At 70.7% G+C, this 18,789-nt stretch carries 17 protein-coding genes; 3 read left to right on the top strand and 14 right to left on the bottom strand.

Annotated features, from left to right (window positions below):
* Window positions 1-11 precede the first annotated feature (11 nt).
* From ACWD10_RS13680 to rimP, 5 genes are all read right to left on the bottom strand, one after another.
* Window positions 12-305: a DUF503 domain-containing protein gene (locus tag ACWD10_RS13680; protein ID WP_451090296.1), complete on the bottom strand. Its 294-nt coding sequence runs from the start codon at window positions 303-305 to the stop codon at window positions 12-14.
* Between the two features lie 132 nt (window positions 306-437).
* Window positions 438-3,503 (bottom strand): translation initiation factor IF-2, encoded by a 3,066-nt coding sequence (infB, locus tag ACWD10_RS13675; RefSeq protein ID WP_451090295.1) that lies wholly within the window; start codon window positions 3,501-3,503, stop codon window positions 438-440.
* Window positions 3,504-3,650: 147 nt separating this feature from the next.
* Window positions 3,651-3,947 carry a YlxR family protein gene (locus tag ACWD10_RS13670; RefSeq protein ID WP_451090293.1) on the bottom strand — a complete coding sequence of 99 codons (297 nt, stop codon included), beginning with the start codon at window positions 3,945-3,947 and terminating at the stop codon, window positions 3,651-3,653.
* A 174-nt stretch (window positions 3,948-4,121) separates the two neighbouring features.
* Window positions 4,122-5,132, bottom strand: coding sequence for a transcription termination factor NusA (nusA, locus tag ACWD10_RS13665; protein ID WP_451090291.1), 1,011 nt, complete (start codon window positions 5,130-5,132; stop codon window positions 4,122-4,124).
* Between the two features lie 2 nt (window positions 5,133-5,134).
* Window positions 5,135-5,644: a ribosome maturation factor RimP gene (rimP, locus tag ACWD10_RS13660; protein ID WP_451090289.1), complete on the bottom strand. Its 510-nt coding sequence runs from the start codon at window positions 5,642-5,644 to the stop codon at window positions 5,135-5,137.
* Window positions 5,645-5,903: 259 nt separating this feature from the next.
* On the opposite strand from rimP, the gene ACWD10_RS13655 reads away from it, so the two are divergent.
* From ACWD10_RS13655 to ACWD10_RS13645, 3 genes are read left to right on the top strand one after another with little or no spacing between them, the layout of a single operon-like run.
* Window positions 5,904-6,452 (top strand): hypothetical protein, encoded by a 549-nt coding sequence (locus tag ACWD10_RS13655; protein WP_451090287.1) that lies wholly within the window; start codon window positions 5,904-5,906, stop codon window positions 6,450-6,452.
* A gap of 40 nt (window positions 6,453-6,492) precedes the next feature.
* Window positions 6,493-6,954: a ferritin-like domain-containing protein gene (locus tag ACWD10_RS13650; RefSeq protein ID WP_451090285.1), complete on the top strand. Its 462-nt coding sequence runs from the start codon at window positions 6,493-6,495 to the stop codon at window positions 6,952-6,954.
* 45 nt (window positions 6,955-6,999) lie between these two features.
* A complete protein-coding gene (locus tag ACWD10_RS13645; RefSeq protein WP_451090414.1) occupies window positions 7,000-7,944 on the top strand; it encodes an aminoglycoside phosphotransferase family protein in 945 nt (314 codons plus the stop codon).
* A 95-nt stretch (window positions 7,945-8,039) separates the two neighbouring features.
* On the opposite strand, the gene ACWD10_RS13640 is transcribed toward ACWD10_RS13645, so the two are convergent.
* The 9 genes from ACWD10_RS13640 to rpmF form a co-directional block, all read right to left on the bottom strand.
* Window positions 8,040-9,743, bottom strand: a complete 1,704-nt coding sequence (locus ACWD10_RS13640; RefSeq protein ID WP_451090283.1) for a proline--tRNA ligase — start codon at window positions 9,741-9,743, stop codon at window positions 8,040-8,042.
* Between the two features lie 106 nt (window positions 9,744-9,849).
* On the bottom strand, window positions 9,850-10,395 hold the full coding sequence (locus tag ACWD10_RS13635) for a GNAT family N-acetyltransferase (protein ID WP_451090281.1): 546 nt from the start codon (window positions 10,393-10,395) through the stop codon (window positions 9,850-9,852).
* Between the two features lie 40 nt (window positions 10,396-10,435).
* A complete protein-coding gene (locus ACWD10_RS13630) occupies window positions 10,436-11,287 on the bottom strand; it encodes a GNAT family N-acetyltransferase (RefSeq protein WP_451090279.1) in 852 nt (283 codons plus the stop codon).
* 195 nt (window positions 11,288-11,482) lie between these two features.
* On the bottom strand, window positions 11,483-12,640 hold the full coding sequence (ispG, locus tag ACWD10_RS13625) for a flavodoxin-dependent (E)-4-hydroxy-3-methylbut-2-enyl-diphosphate synthase (RefSeq protein WP_451090277.1): 1,158 nt from the start codon (window positions 12,638-12,640) through the stop codon (window positions 11,483-11,485).
* 174 nt (window positions 12,641-12,814) lie between these two features.
* A complete protein-coding gene (locus tag ACWD10_RS13620; protein ID WP_451090275.1) occupies window positions 12,815-14,116 on the bottom strand; it encodes a M50 family metallopeptidase in 1,302 nt (433 codons plus the stop codon).
* Window positions 14,113-15,375 carry a 1-deoxy-D-xylulose-5-phosphate reductoisomerase gene (gene dxr, locus ACWD10_RS13615; RefSeq protein WP_451090273.1) on the bottom strand — a complete coding sequence of 421 codons (1,263 nt, stop codon included), beginning with the start codon at window positions 15,373-15,375 and terminating at the stop codon, window positions 14,113-14,115. Before dxr ends, ACWD10_RS13620 begins: the two co-directional genes overlap by 4 nt.
* Before the next feature lie 176 nt (window positions 15,376-15,551).
* Complete coding sequence (locus tag ACWD10_RS13610) at window positions 15,552-17,501, bottom strand: acyl-CoA dehydrogenase family protein (RefSeq protein ID WP_451090271.1); 1,950 nt, start codon at window positions 17,499-17,501, stop codon at window positions 15,552-15,554.
* 148 nt (window positions 17,502-17,649) lie between these two features.
* On the bottom strand, window positions 17,650-18,492 hold the full coding sequence (locus ACWD10_RS13605) for a class I SAM-dependent methyltransferase (protein ID WP_451090270.1): 843 nt from the start codon (window positions 18,490-18,492) through the stop codon (window positions 17,650-17,652).
* A 41-nt stretch (window positions 18,493-18,533) separates the two neighbouring features.
* Window positions 18,534-18,704, bottom strand: coding sequence for a 50S ribosomal protein L32 (gene rpmF / locus ACWD10_RS13600; RefSeq protein ID WP_451090268.1), 171 nt, complete (start codon window positions 18,702-18,704; stop codon window positions 18,534-18,536).
* Window positions 18,705-18,789 lie beyond the last annotated feature (85 nt).

Genomic DNA, 18,789 nt, shown 5'->3' with positions numbered 1-18,789 from the left:
ATCTATGTGCGTCAATCATCCTCGCCGTGCAGCCGCCGCCGCACCGAGAGGAGTTCCACCTCGGGGCGGGCGGCGACAAGGCGCTCGCACCGGTCCAGTACGTCCGACAGGTGCCGCGGATCCCCGGACACCATCGCCACGCCCAGCTCGACCCGGCGATAAAGCTCCTGGCCTCCCACCTCCGCCACGCTCACCGCGAACTTGCGGTGCAGTTCGGCGACGATCGGCCGGACGACGGAGCGCTTCTCCTTCAGTGACCGTACGTCGCCAAGGAGCAGATCAAAGGACAGTGTCCCCACATACATGTGTATCCGGATGTCCCGCCGGTACGGGTTAGACGGCACCCTGCCGCGCTTGGCAGGGGCAGTGAAACCGTACAGGCAACGGCCGGGGCCGATCGACGGATTATCCGTCGACCGGCCCCGGTGAGGTGCTGATCAGCCGCGCGGCTTCTCGCGCATCTCGTACGTCGCGATGACGTCGTCGACCTTGATGTCGTTGAAGTTGCCGAGGTTGATACCGCCCTCGAAGCCTTCGCGGATCTCGGTGACGTCGTCCTTGAAGCGGCGCAGACCGGAGATGGTGAGGTTCTCCGCGATGACCTTGCCATCGCGCAGCAGGCGCGCCTTGGTGTTGCGCTTGACCTCGCCGGACCGGATGAGCACACCGGCGATGTTGCCCAGCTTGGACGAGCGGAAGACCTCGCGGATCTCCGCCGTGCCGAGCTCGACCTCTTCGTACTCCGGCTTGAGCATGCCCTTGAGGGCCGCCTCGATCTCCTCGATCGCCTGGTAGATGACCGAGTAGTAACGGACGTCCACACCCTCGCGCTCGGCCATCTGCGTCGCGCGCCCAGCGGCGCGGACGTTGAAGCCGATCACGATGGCGTCGGAGCCCATCGCCAGGTCGATGTCCGACTCGGTGACCGCACCCACACCGCGGTGCAGGACACGGATGTCGACCTCTTCGCCGACGTCGAGCTGGAGCAGCGAGGACTCCAGGGCCTCGACCGAACCGGAGGCATCGCCCTTGATGATGAGGTTGAGCTGCTGGACCTCGCCCGCCTTGAGCACCTTGTCCAGGTCCTCGAGGGAGACGCGGCGGACGCGCTTGGCGAACGCGGCGTTCCGCTCACGCGCGGCGCGCTTCTCTGCGATCTGACGGGCCGTACGGTCCTCGTCGACCACCAGGAAGTTGTCGCCGGCGCCCGGAACGTTGGTGAGACCAAGCACGAGGACGGGGGTCGACGGGTCGGCCACCTCCACGTTCTCGCCCTTGTCGTCGAGCATCGCCCGCACACGGCCGTACGCGTCACCGGCGACGAGGGTGTCACCGACGCGCAGCGTGCCGCGCTGGACCAGGACGGTCGCGACGGCGCCGCGGCCCTTGTCCAGGTGCGCCTCGATCGCGATGCCCTGCGCGTCCTGCTCCGGGTTGGCCCGCAGGTCGAGCGAGGCGTCGGCGGTGAGGACGACGGCCTCGAGGAGCTGGTCGATGTTCAGCCCCTCCTTGGCGGAGATGTCGACGAACATCGTCTCGCCGCCGTACTCCTCGGCCACCAGGCCGTACTCGGTCAGCTGACCGCGCACCTTGGTCGGGTCCGCACCCTCGACGTCGATCTTGTTGACCGCGACCACGATCGGCACCTCGGCCGCCTTGGCGTGGTTGAGCGCCTCGATCGTCTGGGGCATCACACCGTCGTTGGCCGCCACCACGAGGATCGCGATGTCGGTCGACTTGGCACCACGGGCACGCATGGCGGTGAACGCCTCGTGACCCGGGGTGTCAATGAAGGTGATCTTCCGCTCTTCCTCGTTGACCTCGGTCGCGACCTGGTACGCACCGATGTGCTGCGTAATACCGCCGGCCTCACCCGCGACGACGTTCGTCTTGCGGATGGCGTCGAGCAGTCGGGTCTTACCGTGGTCGACGTGACCCATGACGGTCACTACCGGCGGACGCGAGACCAGCGCGGCCTCGCCGCCCTCGTCCTCGCCCCACTCCAGGTCGAAGGACTCGAGCAGCTCGCGGTCCTCCTCCTCGGGGCTGACGATCTGAACCTGGTAGTTCATCTCGTCGCCGAGGAGCTGCAGCGTCTCGTCGGAGACGGACTGCGTGGCCGTGACCATCTCGCCGAGGTTCATCATCACGGCGACGAGCGACGCCGGGTTGGCGTTGATCTTCTCCGCGAAGTCGGTGAGGGAGGCACCGCGCGACAGGCGAACAGCTTCGCCGTTGCCGCGAGGCAGCATCACGCCGCCGACCGACGGGGCCTGCATGGCCTCGTACTCCTGGCGCCTCTGCCGCTTCGACTTACGGCCACGACGCGCCGGACCGCCGGGACGGCCGAACGCACCCTGCGTGCCACCGCGGCCACCGGGACCACCCGGACGACCACCGAAGCCGGGACGACCGCCAAAGCCGCCGCCACCGCCACCGGGACCACCGGGACGGCCACCGCCGCCACCGAAGCCGCCGGGACGACCGCCGCCGCCACCGCCGCCGCCGGGACGCCCGGCGAAGCCGGGACGGCCACCGCCGCCACCGCCACCGGGACGGCCGCCGCCACCCGGGCCGCGGCCACCGGGGCCACCGCCACCGGGACGCGGGCCGGCAGCCGGACGCTGCGGCATCATGCCGGGGTTCGGACGGTTACCGCCGCCACCGCCGGGACGGGGACCGGCAGCACCGGCCGGACCGCCGCCCTGCGGACGCGGCATGTTGCCCGGCGACGGACGCGAGCCGCCACCCTGGCCCTGAGGCCGGGGACCGCCCTGACCGGCACCGCCGGGACGCGGGCCGCCGGGGGCACCAGGGCCACCGGGGCGCGGGGCGCCGCCCGGACGGGGCGCCTGCGGGCGCGCCATGCCGGTGGAGCCACCAGAGGTGAACGGGTTGTTGCCGGGACGCGGGCCTGCCGGACGGCGCTCGCCGCCGGGACGCGGAGCACGCTCGCCACCGGGACGCGGCGCGCCACCGGGACGGGCCTCACCCCGACCGCGGCCCTCGCCACCCGGACGACCGCCGGGCTTGGGGGCACCGGGACGCGGCGTTGCGGGCTTGGGGCCCGGAGCCGCGGCGGCCGGCGGTGCGGTGAACTCGGGCTGCGCCGGAGCGGCGGGGCCGGGCTTGGGCGCGGCCGCGGGCTTCGGGGCAGGGGTGGGCCGCGGACCCGGCGCGGGGGCCGCGGGCTTCTCGGCCGCGGCCGGCTTGGGGGCCGGCGCGGGCTTGGGCGCGGCAGGCTTCGCGGCCTGCGCGGGGGACGGGGCCGACGGCTTCGCGGGCGCGCTCTTGCGCGGCGCCGCGGGCTTGGCAGCACTCTTTCCGGCACTGGCACCGGAGCCGGAGCCCTGCAGTGCGTCGGTCAGCTTTCGAACTACGGGCGCCTCGATCGTCGAAGACGCCGAACGGACGAATTCACCGAGTTCCTGGAGCTTGGCCATGACGACCTTGCTCTCTACACCGAACTCCTTGGCGAGTTCGTATACCCGGACCTTAGCCACTTCGCTCCTTTTAGGTCCGGGTTGTCCGCCGGACCGTCGCTACTTCATGGGCGTACTCATCGCGTACTCATCGAGTGCTCATCGCAATCTCGACCTACTTCCGACTCGCGAGGTACCAGGCCGCACGGGGTTCCGTACGGCACGTCTTTACGGTTGCGCCTGCTCGACATACCGGCTCAGCTCCGCGGTGTCGAGCGGTCCACGGACGCGGAACGCCCGCATGAACGCCCGACGGCGGACCGCCAGGTCAAGACAGGCCGGGGCGGGGTGCACATATGCACCCCGGCCGGGCAGCGTACCGCGCGGATCCGGGACACATGTGCCGCCGACGGCACCTTCGTCCCCGATCAACACGATCCGCAACAGATTTCTCTTGGCCGCTCGCTCCCGGCATCCCACACAGGTTCGCTCAGGGCATGCGCGGGCATGCGTCCGGCCAGACACGCTTAAGTCTACCTCCCCGTACGGGCCTCACCCCATGGGGGCAAAAATCGAACGGCCGTCGCGTGATCTCTGTCTTGATCTCGATGCCGATGGACGTCTTGATCTCGATTCGATCACGCTCTGTCGGAGCGCCCAGCTCCGGGTTCAGCCCGTACCCGTTCCGTTTTATTCCCGTTATTCCCGTTCTTGTTCCGCGGGACGGTCGCCGGTCGGCTCGGTGTCCGGGCGGATGTCGATCCGCCAGCCGGTGAGGCGGGCGGCGAGCCGGGCGTTCTGCCCCTCCTTGCCGATGGCGAGGGAGAGCTGGTAATCCGGCACCGTCACGCGGGCCGAGCGGCCCGCCAGGTCGATGATCTCGACCTTGCTGACCCGGGCCGGGGAGAGCGCGTGCGCCACCATCTCGGCCGGGTCGTCGGACCAGTCGACGATGTCGATCTTCTCGCCGCCGAGCTCCGCCATGACGTTGCGCACCCGGCCGCCCATCGGGCCGATGCAGGCGCCCTTGGCGTTGAGTCCGGAGCGGGTCGAGCGGACCGCGATCTTGGTGCGGTGACCGGCCTCGCGGGCGATCGCCGCGATCTCCACCGAGCCGTCGGCGATCTCCGGGACCTCGAGCGCGAAGAGCTTCTTCACCAGGTTCGGGTGCGTACGCGAGAGCGTGACCGAGGGTCCGCGGACGCCCCTGACCACGCGGACGACGTACGAACGCAGCCGCAGGCCGTGGTCGTAGGTCTCGCCCGGGACCTGCTCCTGCGCGGGCAGGATCGCCTCGAGCTTGCCGATGTCGACCAGGATGTTCTTGGGGTCGCGGCCCTGCTGGACGACGCCGGTGACGATGTCGCCCTCGCGGCCCGCGTACTCGCCGAGCGTCGCGTCGTCCTCGGCGTCGCGCAGGCGCTGAAGGATGACCTGCTTCGCGGTGGTCGCGGCGATCCGGCCGAAGCCGGACGGGGTGTCGTCGAACTCGCGGGGCTCCTGGCCCTCTTCGAGGTCGGCCGGGTCCTCCTTCGCCCAGACCGTCACGTGCCCGGTCTGGCGGTCGAGCTCCACGCGCGCGTGGCGGCGGCTGCCCTCGGTCCGGTGATAGGCGATGAGGAGGGCCGACTCGATTGCCTCGATCAGCAGGTCCAGGGAGATCTCCTTCTCCCGGACCAGCCCCCGCAGGGCACTCATGTCGATGTCCACGACTACGCCTCCTCTTCTTCAGTTACGTCGCTCTTGTTCTTACGGCTGAACTCGATCTCCACGCGCGCCTTGGCGATGTCGGCGAACTCCAGGCGGCGGGCGGTGGGCTTGCGGCCCTTCACGCCGGGCACCTCCAGGTCGAGACCCTCGTCGTCGACCTTCAGAATCCGCGCGACGAGCTCGCCTTGCTCCTTGAGCTGGAACTTCACGAGGCGGCCGACGGCGCGCGCGTAGTGGCGGCGCTCGGTCAGCGGGCGGTCGGCACCGGGCGAGGTCACTTCGAGGACGTACTCGCCGGAGCCCATGGCATCGGTCTCGTCCAGCTTCTGGGAGAGTTCGCGGCTCAGCTCCGCACAGGTGTCGAGCGAGACACCGGAGTCCGAGTCCACCACGACGCGCAGCACACGACGCTTGCCGGCCGGGGTCACAGTGATCTCTTCGAGATCCAGTTCCTTGGAGCTGACCAGCGGTTCAAGCAGATCCCGCAGCCTCTCGCTCTGGGTGGTGCTCATCCGGGTGACTCCTCGGCCGCGTGTGCTGTTGTGATTGCAGACTTTCCTTGCGCGTCAGGTCAAAGCGTATCCGGTCGCACAGGGTGTTGCCGTCCACCGGGGCGGTCCGAAGGTACGGTGATCACGGGCGTCAACACCCCGCACTTACGTTCACCATCCGTTCCTCCCGTACCGCCGCTCTTCCCCCGTTCCGCACCAGTTGTCGCGTTGTTCCGTTTCCGTACGCACGCGTCGTACGAACCCCCCGCCGAGGTCTGCCGTGTCGTTCACCAAGTCGCCGCGTACCGGGCCACGCCGCAGGAGCCTGCTCGCCGGGGCTGCCGGAGCGGTGCTTCTGTCGGGCTGCACCGAGACCGGACCCGACCGCTCCGGCGCGCGCCCCAAGGCCGTGGCCCAGGCACGCGCACGTGCCGCCAAGGACAGCGCCGAGCTCGCCGGGCGGTACGACGCCGTGCTCGCCGCCCACCCGGCGCTCGCGGACCTGTTGCGGCCGCTGCGCGCTGAGGCGGTCCTGCACGCGGAGGCGTTCGGCGGGGCCCCGGGCCGGCCGTCCCCCACAGGGGCCGGGCCCTCGGCCGCCGGGGCGCCGTCCTCGTCCCCCTCGCCGTCCGCGTCCACGGCCCCGCCGATGGAGGTCCCGGGCGACGAGAAGGCAGCCCTGGCCCAACTCGCCGCCGCCGAGCGGCAGCTGGCCGACGGGCGGCGCACCGCGATGCTCGACCTGCCCGGCGAGGAGGCCCGCCTGTTCGCCTCGATCGCGGCCGCCGGGGACGCACACGCCTTTCTGCTGAACGAGGGCCCTCGATGAGCTCGGTGGGACCGATAGGTCCGCTGTGGAAGGAGTCTCGATGAGCGACGCCGACGCGATCCTGGCCGCCTACCAGGCCGCGCTGCGCGCCGAGCACGCCGCGATCTACGGCTACGGCGTCGTCGGCGGGCGGATCGGCAAGGACCGCAGGGACGAGGCCAAGGCCGCGTACGACGCGCACCGGGCCCGCCGGGACGAACTCCAGCGCTCCGTGCGGGACCTGGACGGTACGCCCGCGCAGGCGGACGCGGCCTACGCGCTGCCGTTCCCGGTGCCCGACTCCGCCGCGGCGGTACGGCTCGCCGCCCAGCTGGAGGACCGGGTCGCCGGGGTGTACGCGGACGTCGTACGCACCACCGAGGGCGAGCGGCGCGGCGCCGCGGCCGACGCGCTGCGCGAGGCGGCGGTGCGCGCGGTCCGCTGGCGGGGCGGCAGCGTAGCCTTCCCTGGGCTCGCCGAGCGGAACGGGGCCGAGACGGCCACCGCCACTCCGCAGACCTGAGGCGGCCCTGAGCAGGGCGAAAGGAATCTCACGCGCATGTCGCGCATGGCTTTCGAACCGCCGCGGCGTCTGGTCCAGGCGCTCGGCGAGGCGACGCAGGACGGCCTCAAGGGCTCCGAGCACGGCACCGCTGCGGGCGCGGACGACGGCACGCGCGCATGGCTCGCGCGGGTGCCCGACCTCGTCCAGAAGGCCGCGGACCGGCGCGAACTGACCGTGGAGCGGATCCTCGTGCCCGGCGGCCGCTCGAGCGTGACCGCGCTTGTACGGCGGGCCGACAGCGGGCTCGCCATCCTGAAGCTGGCGCCTCCGGCCGCCCGCCCCGACCTGGAGGCGGCGGCGCTGACGGCCTGGGACGGCTGGGGGGCCTGCCGACTGCTCGACGGGCCGCGCGAGGACGACGGTGCGCTGCTCCTCGAGCGGCTGCACCCCGAGGTCTCACTGCGCTCGCTGCCCGACGCGAAGGCGCTCCTGGAGGCGGCGGGCACGGTGCGGCGGCTGTGGGTGGAGCCGCCCGCGGGTGTCGGCTTCGAGACGGTGACCGGGCGGAGCGCACGCCTCGCCGAGGCGATGACGGCCGCGGCCGATGACGACGTACGTCCGCTGGTGGACGCGGCCCGTGCGGCGCGGGACGAGCTCGTGGCCGCGGAGCCCGAAGTGGTGCTCCTGCACGGGGAGTTCCGGCAGGGCAAGGTGCTCTCCGGGGACCGGGCGCCGTGGCTCGCGGTCGGTCCTGAGCCGCTGGTCGGGGAGCGCGCGTACGACCTGGCGCGGCTTGTCCTCGACCGCCTGGACGACCTGGTGGCGGCGGACAGCGGCGCGGCGACGGCCCGCCGCCGCGTCACGAAGCTGGCGGACTCCCTGGACGTGGAACGGGAACGGCTGCGGGGGTGGACGCTGTTCCGCTCCGCGGTGTCGGGGGTACGGGCGCGGAGGGCCGGGCGGCGAGGGCAGGCCGAGGTGCTGCTGGAGTTCGCGTCCTGGCTGTAGCGAAAGCCCCTCCGGCGTTTGAGGAGCGGGGGTCCGGGGGCAGAGCCCCCGGAGCCGTCCGCAGGACTTACGGGAAGGGGCGGGGAGGGGAAAGCTCAGGCCGCCGTCAGACGCGCGATCGCCTCCGCCACCGGGAGCTCCTCGCGCTCCCCGGTGCGGCGGTCCTTGAGCTCGACCACGCCCTCTGCCGTACGGCGGCCCGCGACCAGGATCTGCGGCACGCCGATCAGCTCCGCGTCCGTGAACTTCACGCCCGGCGAGACGCCCGCCCGGTCGTCGACCAGGACCCGCACCCCCGCCTCCGCGAGCTGCTCCGCGACCGAAAGCGCGAGCTCCGTCTGGGCCGCCTTGCCCGCGGCCACCACGTGCACATCCGCCGGGGCGACCTCGCGGGACCAGCACAGGCCCTTCTCGTCGGCCGACTGCTCCGCGAGCGCCGCGACCGCGCGGGAGACGCCGATGCCGTACGAGCCCATGGTCACGCGCGCGGGCTTGCCGTTCTGGCCGAGGACGTCGAGCTGGAAGGCGTCGGCGTACTTGCGGCCCAGCTGGAAGATGTGGCCGATCTCGATGGCGCGGTCCAGCTTCAGGCCGGTGCCGCACTTCGGGCACGGGTCGCCTTCTTCCACCACGACCACGTCGAGGTAGTCGTCGACCTCGAAGTCACGGCCGCAGACCACGTTCTTGGCGTGCGTGTCGGGCTTGTTGGCGCCGGTCACCCAGGCGGTGCCGGGGGCCACGCGCGGGTCGGCGATGTAGCGGACCTTCTCCAGGCCCTGGGGGCCGACATATCCGCGTACCAGGTCGGGACGGTCGGTGAAGTCGTCGGCGGTGACCAGCTCGACCGTGGCCGGGGAGAGGTGCTCGCCGAGCTTGCCGAGGTCGACCTCGCGGTCCCCGGGGACGCCCACGGCGACGATCTCGCCGTCCACCTTCACCAGGAGGTTCTTCAGAGTGGCGGAGGCCGGGACGCCGAGGTACTCGGCCAGCGTCTCGATGGTCGGGGTGTCCGGGGTGTCGAGCTCCTCGATCGCGTCCTGGGTATGCGGCGGCTCGACCGGCTTCAGGGCGAACGTCACGGCCTCGGTGTTCGCCGCGAAGTCGCAGGCCGGGCAGTCCGCGAAGGTGTCCTCGCCCGCGGGCGCCGGGGCCAGGAACTCCTCCGACGCCGAGCCGCCCATGGCTCCCGAGACGGCCGAGCAGATGCGGTAGTCGAGGCCGAGCCGCTCGAAGATCTTCTGGTAGGCGGCGCGGTGCAGGGCGTACGACTCGGCGAGGCCCTCGTCGGTGGTGTCGAAGGAGTACGAGTCCTTCATCTGGAACTCGCGGCCGCGCAGCACGCCGGAGCGGGGGCGGGCCTCGTCCCGGTACTTGGTCTGGATCTGGTAGAGGATCACCGGCAGGTCCTTGTAGGACGTGCACTGGTCCTTGACCGTCTGCGTGAAGATCTCCTCGTGCGTCGGGCCGAGGAGGTAGTCGCCGCCCTTGCGGTCCTTGACGCGGAAGAGCAGGTCGCCGTACTCGTCCCAGCGGCCGGACGCCTCGTACGGCTCCTTGGGCAGCAGGGCCGGGAGCAGCACCTCCTGGCCGCCGATGGCGTCCATTTCCTCGCGGACCACACGCGAGACGTTCTCCAGGACCTTCTTGCCGAGCGGCAGCCAGGTCCAGATGCCGGCGGCGTTGCGGCGTACGTACCCGGCGCGGACCAGGAGCTTGTGGCTGATCGTCTCGGCGTCCGCAGGGTCGTCGCGCAATGTCTTGGCCATCAATCGGGACATGCGCTGAACCTGGGCTGCCATGGTGAACTCCTGCTGAGGAAAGCGACGAATCCTCAGGAGGTTACTCGGGTTGCCGCCGCATCCAGAAATCGGTTTTACGAAAGTCTCTGCCCTGGCCAACGCAGGGCTACCGGTGCCGCCGCAGCAGCGGCAGCGGGGCGCCCATCACGGCGTACGGCTTGGGGGCGCTGGGGAAGATCACCTGGCGGGCCAGGTCGATATAGCCGAGGGAGCGGTAGAGGGCGCGGGCGGGGCTCTCGGTGTCGATGGCGGAGAGGATCGAGCGCGGCCGGTCGGAGGCGTCGGTGAGCTCGGTGATCAGGGCGCGGCCGATGCCCCGGTTCTGGTGGCTCGGGTGGACGTGGAGTTCGGTGATGACGAAGGAGTCGTCGAGCCAGCCGTCCAGGCACTGGCGGCGCAGATACGGTTCGACGACGGTGGACCACCAGTGCGTACGGTCGTTGGGCATGCCGTAGACGAAGCCGACGAGACGGTCGTCGCGGGTGGTGGCGCCGAGGGCGGCGGCCCCGGGGCAGGTGAGGTGGCGGAGCACGATCTGGCGCCGTACGCAGACCTCGTCGTGGCTGAGGCCGAAGGCGACGGACTGGACGGCCAGGGCCTCGTCCACTCGGGCGGCGAGGTCGAGGGGCCCGATCACGACGTCGTCTGTCATGCCGCGCACCTTACTGGTCGGGGCTGCGAGTCCGTAGCCGTCAGAACAGCACACTCATGAACGACCCGACTTCCCTGAAGCCGACCCTGCGATACGACGCCCGCGCCGGGGTGTTGTAGTCGTTGACGTACAGGCTGACGACCGGGGCGACGTCGGCCAGGGCGTAGCGCAGGACGGCCGCCATGCCGCCGATGGAGAGGCCGCGGCCGCGGTACTCGGGGGCGACCCAGACGCCCTGGATCTGGCAGGCGCTCGGGGTGGCCGCGCCGATCTCGGCCTTGAAGAGGACCTTGCCGGTGTCCGGGTCGAACCGCGCGAACGAGCGGCCCGCGCCGACGAGTTCCGCCACCCGGGCCTGGTAGAGCAGGCCGCCGTCCCCGGTGAGCGGCGAGACGCCGACCTCTTCGGTGAACATGGCGACGCAGGCCGGCATGATCTTTTCCATTTCGTCCTTGTGGACGCGGCGGACGTACGGGTCCGGCGTGATGTCCGCGGGGAGCCGGTCGGTGACCATGAGCGGCTGGTGGCGGCGGACTTCGCGGGCCGGGCCCCAGTGCGGTTCGAGGTGCTTCCAGAGCAGGGCGGTCGGCTCGGCGGGCCCGACGATCGAGGAGCAGCGGCGCCCCGCCCGGCGGGCGCGCTCGGCGAAGGCGCGGACAGCCTCGGGTCCGGCGCAGATGGGGACCAGGTTGGCGCCCGCGTAACAGAGGGAGCGCAGTCGGCCGTGGGCGTACCAGCCCCACATCTCGCCGCCCAGGCGCCAGGGGTCGAGCCCGGCGACCTGGACCCGCGAGGTGACGAAGGCGTTGTTGACCGGCTCGCGCTCGAGTACTTCGAGGGCGGCGTCCAGGTCACTGGGGTCGAGGACCCTGGTGGTGGTCTGCGTCAACACGGTTACAAGGGCCTCACCGAACGGGCTACTGATCTCCGCACTGTACCCGGGGATCGCCGGACCCGTCCTCCCACCAGGTGTGGGGGCCTCCCCCCCCCGGTGCGGGGTGGGTCGTACGTACGCGCACCCTGCGCCGGGGTGCCGCGCCCACCCGTGCCGCCCTGCGGCACGACTGCCCGCGGCGGTAGCGACGATTTAGCCGACGGAGATGACCTCGGGCTCGCCGGAGGCCACCCCGTCCTTCTCCATCTGCTCGGCGATCTTCATGGCCTCTTCGATCAGGGTCTCCACGATCTTCGACTCGGGCACGGTCTTGATGACCTCGCCCTTCACGAAGATCTGGCCCTTGCCGTTGCCCGACGCCACGCCGAGGTCGGCCTCGCGGGCCTCGCCCGGGCCGTTCACGACGCAGCCCATGACGGCGACGCGGAGCGGCACCTCCATGCCGTCGAGCCCGGCGGTGACCTCCTCGGCGAGCTTGTAGACGTCGACCTGGGCGCGGCCGCAGGACGGGCAGGAGACGATCTCGAGGCTGCGCTGGCGCAGGTTGAGGGACTCCAGGATCTGGATGCCGACCTTGATCTCCTCGGCGGGCGGGGCCGAGAGGGAGACGCGGATGGTGTCGCCGATGCCCTCGGAGAGCAGCGCGCCGAAGGCGACGGCGGACTTGATGGTGCCCTGGAAGGCGGGGCCCGCCTCGGTCACACCGAGGTGCAGCGGGTAGTCGCACTGGGCGGCGAGCTGGCGGTACGCGTTGACCATCACGACCGGGTCGTTGTGCTTGACCGAGATCTTGATGTCACGGAAGCCGTGCTCCTCGAAGAGGGAGGCCTCCCAGAGGGCGGACTCGACGAGGGCCTCGGGCGTGGCCTTGCCGTACTTCTGGAGCAGCCGCCGGTCGAGGGAGCCCGCGTTGACGCCGATGCGGATCGGGGTGCCGGCGTCGGCGGCCGCCTTGGCGATCTCCTTGACCTTGTCGTCGAACTGCTTGATGTTCCCCGGGTTCACGCGGACCGCGGCGCAGCCGGCGTCGATGGCGGCGAAGACGTACTTCGGCTGGAAGTGGATGTCCGCGATGACCGGGATCTGCGACTTCTTCGCGATGACGGGGAGCGCGTCGGCGTCGTCCTGCGTGGGGCAGGCGACCCGGACGATCTGGCAGCCGGAGGCGGTGAGCTCGGCGATCTGCTGGAGCGTGGAGCCGATGTCGGCGGTGCGCGTGGTCGTCATCGACTGGACCGAAACGGGGGCGTCCCCGCCGACCGCAACCGGCCCCACCTGGATCTGCCGGGAGCGACGGCGCTCGGCGAGCTTGGTCGGAACGGACGGCATTCCCAGAGAAATCGCAGTCATCTGCTGTGCAACCCCAAGGTGTGGATCATGGTCCCGAGATCGGCGGGCTCCAGTTCCCGAGATTACGGTACGGGTCTCGCTCCGAGCACATCGCACCCCGCGAGTCCACCCGATAGGGGCGGCCGGGCACCCACCGTGCCCGGCCGCGGTGAAGGGGCGATGAAGCCCGGGTGATCAGGAGATTCTGACCGGGTTCACGACGTCGGCGATCAGGACGAGAATCGTGAAGCAGATGAAGATTCCGGCCACCACATAGGCGACGGGCATCAGCTTCGCGACGTCGAACGGCCCGGGGTCGGGCCGCCGGAAGAGCCGGGCCAGATGGCGGCGCAGCGACTCCCAGAGCGCTCCGGCGATATGGCCGCCGTCGAGCGGCAGCAGCGGCAGCATGTTGAAGAGGAACAGGGAGAGGTTGAAGCCCGCGACGAGGAACAGCATCATCGCGATCTGGTTCTCCGGCGGGATGTCGAGCGTGAACACCTCGCCGCCGACGCGGGCCGCGCCGACCACGCCCATCGGGGAGTCCTGCTTGCGCTCGCCGTCGCCGAAGGCCGCGTCCCACAGGTCGGGGACCTTGGAGGGCAGCGCGATCATCGCGTCGACGCCGTTCTCCAGCATCGAGCCCATCCGGTCCACGGACTGGCCGAAGGACTGCTGGACGATGCCGGAGGCCGGGGTGAAGCCGAGGAAGCCCGCGGTGACGTACTTACCCTCGACGTAGCCGCCCTCGCCGTCGGTCTTGCTGACCTGGTTCTTGATCAGGTCGGCGTGCAGGGTCTTGCGGACGCCGTCCCGCTCGACGGTGACGGTGGCCGGGCCGACGGTGTCGCGGATGCTCGCCTGGAGCGTGCCCCAGTCCGCGACCGGCTTGCCGTTGAACGCGACGATCGTGTCACCGGCTTCGAGGCCGGCCGCCTTGGCCGGGGACTCCTTGTCGCCCTTCTGGCAGGTCGTACGGTTCTCGCTCTGCTGGATGACGCAGTCGGAGACCTTGCTGACCGTGGTGGTCTGCTCGTTCCAGCCGAAGGTCATCAGGACGCCGAGGAAGATCGCCACGGCCAGGATCAGGTTCATGAACGGCCCGGCGAACATGACGATGACGCGCTTCCACGGCTTGCGCGTGTAGAAGAGGCGCTTCTCGTCGCCCGGCTGGAGCTCCTCGAAGGCGGCCGCCCGGGCGTCCTCGATCATGCCGCGGAACGGCGAGGTCGAACGGGCCTCCATCTTGCCGTCCGGGCCGGGCGGGAACATGCCGATCATGCGGATGTAGCCGCCGAGCGGGATGGCCTTGATGCCGTACTCGGTCTCGCCCTTCTTGCGGGAGAAGATCGTCGGCCCGAAGCCCACCATGTACTGCGGCACCCGGATGCCGAAGAGCTTGGCGGTGGACAGATGCCCCAGCTCGTGCCAGGCGATGGAGAACAGCAGCCCCACCACGAAGACGACTATGCCGAGGATCATCATCAGGGTCGTCATGCACGAGCCTCCGCAGTCGCCTTCGCCGTCAGTTCACGGGCCCGGGTACGGGCCCAGGTCTCCGCTTCGAGGACGTCCGCGAGGGTCAGCGAAGTTCCCGTACGCGGGGTGCCGTGCTCGGCGACGACCTCGATGACAGTCTCCATGATCCCGTTGAACGCGAGGGCGCCGTTCAAGAACGCGTCCACGCATTCCTCGTTGGCGGCATTGAACACCGCCGGTGCGGTGCCCGCGAGCTCCCCGACGTGCCGGGCGAGCCCGACGGACGGGAACGCGTCGTGGTCCAGCGGGAAGAACTCCCAGCTCGACGCCGTGGACCAGTCGAAGGCCGGGGCGGCGTCCGGGACCCGCTCGGGCCAGCCGATGCCGATGGCGATCGGGCCGCGCATGTCCGGCGGGGTGGCCTGGGCGAGCGTGGAGCCATCGGTGAACTCGACCATGGAGTGGACGTACGACTGCGGGTGCACGACCACGTCGATCCGCTCGAAGGGAATGTCGTAGAGCAAGTGCGCCTCGATCACCTCCAAGCCCTTGTTGACCAGGGTCGCGGAGTTGACGGTGATCACCGGGCCCATGGCCCAGGTGGGGTGCGCGAGCGCGTCCTGGGGCGTGACGTCGGCGAGTTCGGATTTCGTACGTCCGCGGAACGGGCCGCCCGAGGCGGTGACGACGAGCTTGCGGACCTCGGACCGGGTGCCCGCGGCGAGCGCCTGGAAGAGCGCGGCGTGCTCGGAGTCGACCGGGATGATCTGGCCCGGCTTGGCGACGGCCTTCACCAGCGGGCCGCCGACGATCAGCGACTCCTTGTTGGCGAGGGCGAGGGTGCGGCCCGCCGCCAGGGCGGCGAGGGTGGGGGCGAGGCCGATGGAGCCGGTGATGCCGTTGAGGACGGTGTGGCAGGGCAGGGCGGCGAGGTGGGTGGCGGCGTCGGGACCGGCGAGGATCTCCGGGAGCGGCTCGCCCGTACCGGCGTACTGGTCGGCCAGGGCCTCTCTCAGGGCGGGCACGACGTCCTCACGGGCGACCGCGACGGTACCCACCCGCAGCTGCCTGGCCTGCTCGGCGAGCAGCCCGACGCGGCCACCCGCCGCGGAGAGGCCGGTGACCCGGAACCGGTCGGGGTGGCGAAGGACCAGGTCGATGGCCTGGGTGCCGATGGAGCCCGTGGAGCCGAGCACCACGATGTCCCTCGGGGCGTCCGGAGTACCGGGGTCGAAGACAAGGCGCGGGTCGGCGAGAGGGGTTGGACTGTCGCTCATGGGACCCATTGTTGCCTGCGGCGCCGTGGAATCGGACAGTGCGGCCCGTGTTGGGGGCTTGTCCCCTTCCCCACTCCTTCCCGAAAGCTGGCAGCGGCCTCGGGGGCCTGCGGCCCCCGGACCCCCGCTATATCGCGCTGAACACGCTCGTCCTCAAACGCCGGACGGGCTGAGTTTCAGCGGATGGGGCGGTGGACGTTCTCCCGTTGCGTCGGCCCCGGGGCCGCCTCCGCGATCCAGGGACCGTCCCCGCTGACGTCGACCACACCGTCCTCCAGCCACGCGTACGTACCCGAAAGGACCCCCTTCACGACCTTGCGGTCCAAGTCATCCGTATTGGTCCACAGGCGCGTGAAGAGCTCGTCGACCCGGATGCGGGCCTGGCGGCAGAACACGTCGGCCAGTTGGTACGCCTCCCTGCCGTGCTCCCCCCGCGTACGCAGCAGCTCCGCCCGCACGCACGCCGCGCTCATCGCGAACAGCTCGGCGCCGATGTCCACGATCCGCCCGAGGAAGCCCTGCTTCGTCTCCATCCGGCCCTGCCAGCGGGACATGGCGTAGAAGGTGGCGCGGGCCAGCTTGCGGGCGGTGCGTTCGACGTACCGGAGGTGCGAGGACAGGTCCGGGTGGCCGGACGGGTGGAACTCCCCGTACGTGCGCGGGATCTGGCCGCGCCCCGCGACCAGCTTCGGCAGCCAGCGAGCGTAGAAGCCACCCGCCCGCGCGCCCGCCTTCGCCTTGTCGCCCAGGGACTTGTCCGGGTCGATCAGGTCGCCCGCGACCTTCAGATGCGCATCCACCGCCTCGCGGGCGATCAGCAGGTGCATGATCTCCGTGGAGCCCTCGAAGATCCGGTTGATCCGCAGGTCGCGGAGGATCTGCTCGGCCGGGACGGCCCGTTCGCCGCGGGCGGCGAGCGACTCGGCGGTCTCGTAGCCGCGGCCGCCGCGGATCTGGACCAGTTCGTCGGCCATCAGCCAGGCCATCTCGGAGCCGTACAGCTTGGCGAGCGCGGCCTCGATACGGATGTCGTTGCGGTTCTCGTCGGCCATCTGGGACGACAGATCGAGTACGGCCTCCAGGGCGAAGGTCGTCGCCGCGATGAAGGAGATCTTGCCGCCCACCGCCTCGTGCAGCGCGACCGGCTTGCCCCACTGCTCGCGCTCCGCGGACCATTCGCGGGCGATCTTCAGGCACCACTTTCCGGCGCCCGTGCACGCCGCGGGCAGCGAGAGCCGCCCGGTGTTGAGCGTGGTGAGCGCGATCTTCAGGCCCGCGCCCTCCGGGCCGATCCGGTTCGCGGCCGGGACCCGGACCTGGTGGAAGCGGGTCACCCCGTTCTCCAGGCCGCGCAGGCCCATGAAGGCGTTGCGGTTCTCGACCGTGATGCCCTCGGAGGCCGCCTCCACGACGAAGGCGGTGATGCCGCCCTTGTGGCCCTCGGACTTGGGCACCCGGGCCATCACCACGAGCAGGTCGGCGACCACGCCGTTGGTCGTCCAGAGCTTCACGCCGTCGACGATGTACGCGTCGTCGCCCTCCGGCACCGCCGTGGTCGCGAGCCGCGCCGGGTCGGAGCCCACGTCCGGCTCGGTGAGCAGGAACGCGGAGATGTCGGAGCGGGCGAGCCGGGGCAGGAAGGTGTCCTTCTGCTCCTGCGTGCCGAAGAGCTTCAGCGGCTGCGGTACGCCGATGGACTGGTGCGCCGAGAGCAGCGCGCCGATCGCGGGGCTGGCGGAGCCGACCAGGGCGAGGGCCTTGTTGTAGTAGACCTGCGTGAGGCCGAGGCCGCCGTACTTCGGTTCGATCTTCATGCCGAGGGCGCCGAGGTCCTTGAGGCCGTTGATCACCTCGTCCGGGATCCGGGCCTCGCGCTCGATCCGCGCCGCGTCGATCTTCGTCTCGCAGAAGTCGCGCAGCTTGGCGAGGAACTCCTCGCCGCGCTGGGCGTCCTCGTCGGCGGGGAGCGGGTGCGGGTGGATCAGGTCGAGGCGGAAGCGGCCGAGGAACAGCTCCTTGGCGAAGCTCGGCTTGCGCCATTCCTGTTCGCGGGCTGCCTCGGCAACCTCGCGGGCCTCGCGCTCGGAGACCTTGGGTTCGTGCGGGCTTGCGGAGCTAGCGGACATGAGGGGCTCACCTCGCCGCGCGTCGGGGTCCTCACCGGACGGCCGTCAGTTACCGACCGGTGCTACTCGATCGTTGGTACCCGATTCCGGAGATCCCCACCAGAGAGCGCGTCGCGTTTGGCCCAATGACGGGAGTTGAAGACAGGGCCTAGACTCCGTCGCCGCCGAGCCGGAAGACATTGCGGCGGTAGGCCGAGAGCGTCGCGCCGTGTTCCCGCAGCAGCACGTCGTAGCTGGCCCGTCGGGAGGGCGGCAGGGCGTCCACCACGGCGGCCGGCGCATCGCCGAACGTCGCGCTTTCCTGGAGGCGTACCCCGGGGTGCCAGTCCTCGACCTGCCGCGGGTCGGAGCACTTCCAGACCATCCGCGCCTGCATCAGGCTCAGTACGTCGTGCTGGTCCTGGGAGTCGACCATGGCCGGTGCCGTGGTGTCGGTGATGAGCAGCGCTCCGGGGAACGCCTCCGTCAACTCGCCGATGAGGACCCGCACTTCGCCCTCCGGCAGGAACGGAAGCACGGCCTCGGCGACGAACAGATACGGCCCCGGCAGCGCGGCCACCGCGGTCCGCCACTCCTGGTCGAGCACGGAGACGCCGAGCATCGTGCGGCGGCCGTCGGCGTCGTCCGTGAAGAACCGGCGGCGCAGCTCGACGGCGTCCGGCAGGTCGAACTCGACCCAGTGCGCGCGGCCGTTGTCGACGCGCTCGAAGCGGGTGTTCAGGCCGCAGCCGATCTCGACGACGGTGCCGTCCGGGTGCTCGGCGAGGAAGCGGCGCACCCAGTGGTCGTACAGGAGGCTGCGGAAGCTGACGCCGAACATGCTCGGCTTGCCCTCGAACTTGCTGAAGTCGTAGTCGATGAGCTCGGTCATCTCCACGGACTTCGGGTCCTGGAGCATGCCCTCGGGATCGAGGGTCTCGGCGGCTCGCGCATACAGCGTGATGAGCAAGGTCTCCTGGACCGTGCCGAGTTGCGGTGCGTACTTCCCCATGGTCTCCCCCTTCGATCGGCCGGTTCCGCGCCGGCCTCCGGTCAGTCCTCCGGTGTGAGCAGACCGCGCTGGTAGGCGCGGACCAGGTGCTGCGGGACCGCGTACTCGCGGCCGTCGATGAAGACGGGCACCAGGTTCGGGGTGCTCGCCTTCCACTGGGCGCGACGGTGGCGGGTGTTGGAACGGGACATCTTGCGCTTCGGAACAGCCATGGTCGGCACTCTACATGAAAACGATTGTCGATTGCCATACGCCCCCGCATACGCGAAAGCCCTCTCGCGTACGCGAATGCGCCCC

This window comes from Streptomyces sp. NPDC002851 (assembly GCF_053591935.1).
Note: the sequence above shows the minus strand (reverse complement) of the source record. Positions and strands in the feature narration are given on the sequence as shown.

Excerpts from the sequence above, each read along its gene's own strand:
- ACWD10_RS13680 (WP_451090296.1), bottom strand. The coding sequence starts at position 305 with ATGTATGTGGGGACACTGTCCTTTGATCTGCTCCTTGGCGACGTACGG.
- rimP (WP_451090289.1), bottom strand. The coding sequence starts at position 5,644 with ATGAGCACCACCCAGAGCGAGAGGCTGCGGGATCTGCTTGAACCGCTG.
- ACWD10_RS13650 (WP_451090285.1), top strand. The coding sequence starts at position 6,493 with ATGAGCGACGCCGACGCGATCCTGGCCGCCTACCAGGCCGCGCTGCGC.
- ACWD10_RS13645 (WP_451090414.1), top strand. The coding sequence starts at position 7,000 with ATGGCTTTCGAACCGCCGCGGCGTCTGGTCCAGGCGCTCGGCGAGGCG.
- ACWD10_RS13640 (WP_451090283.1), bottom strand. The coding sequence starts at position 9,743 with ATGGCAGCCCAGGTTCAGCGCATGTCCCGATTGATGGCCAAGACATTG.
- ACWD10_RS13635 (WP_451090281.1), bottom strand. The coding sequence starts at position 10,395 with ATGACAGACGACGTCGTGATCGGGCCCCTCGACCTCGCCGCCCGAGTG.
- ispG (WP_451090277.1), bottom strand. The coding sequence starts at position 12,640 with ATGACTGCGATTTCTCTGGGAATGCCGTCCGTTCCGACCAAGCTCGCC.
- ACWD10_RS13620 (WP_451090275.1), bottom strand. The coding sequence starts at position 14,116 with ATGACGACCCTGATGATGATCCTCGGCATAGTCGTCTTCGTGGTGGGG.
- dxr (WP_451090273.1), bottom strand. The coding sequence starts at position 15,375 with ATGAGCGACAGTCCAACCCCTCTCGCCGACCCGCGCCTTGTCTTCGAC.
- ACWD10_RS13610 (WP_451090271.1), bottom strand. The coding sequence starts at position 17,501 with ATGTCCGCTAGCTCCGCAAGCCCGCACGAACCCAAGGTCTCCGAGCGC.
- ACWD10_RS13605 (WP_451090270.1), bottom strand. The coding sequence starts at position 18,492 with ATGGGGAAGTACGCACCGCAACTCGGCACGGTCCAGGAGACCTTGCTC.
- rpmF (WP_451090268.1), bottom strand. The coding sequence starts at position 18,704 with ATGGCTGTTCCGAAGCGCAAGATGTCCCGTTCCAACACCCGCCACCGT.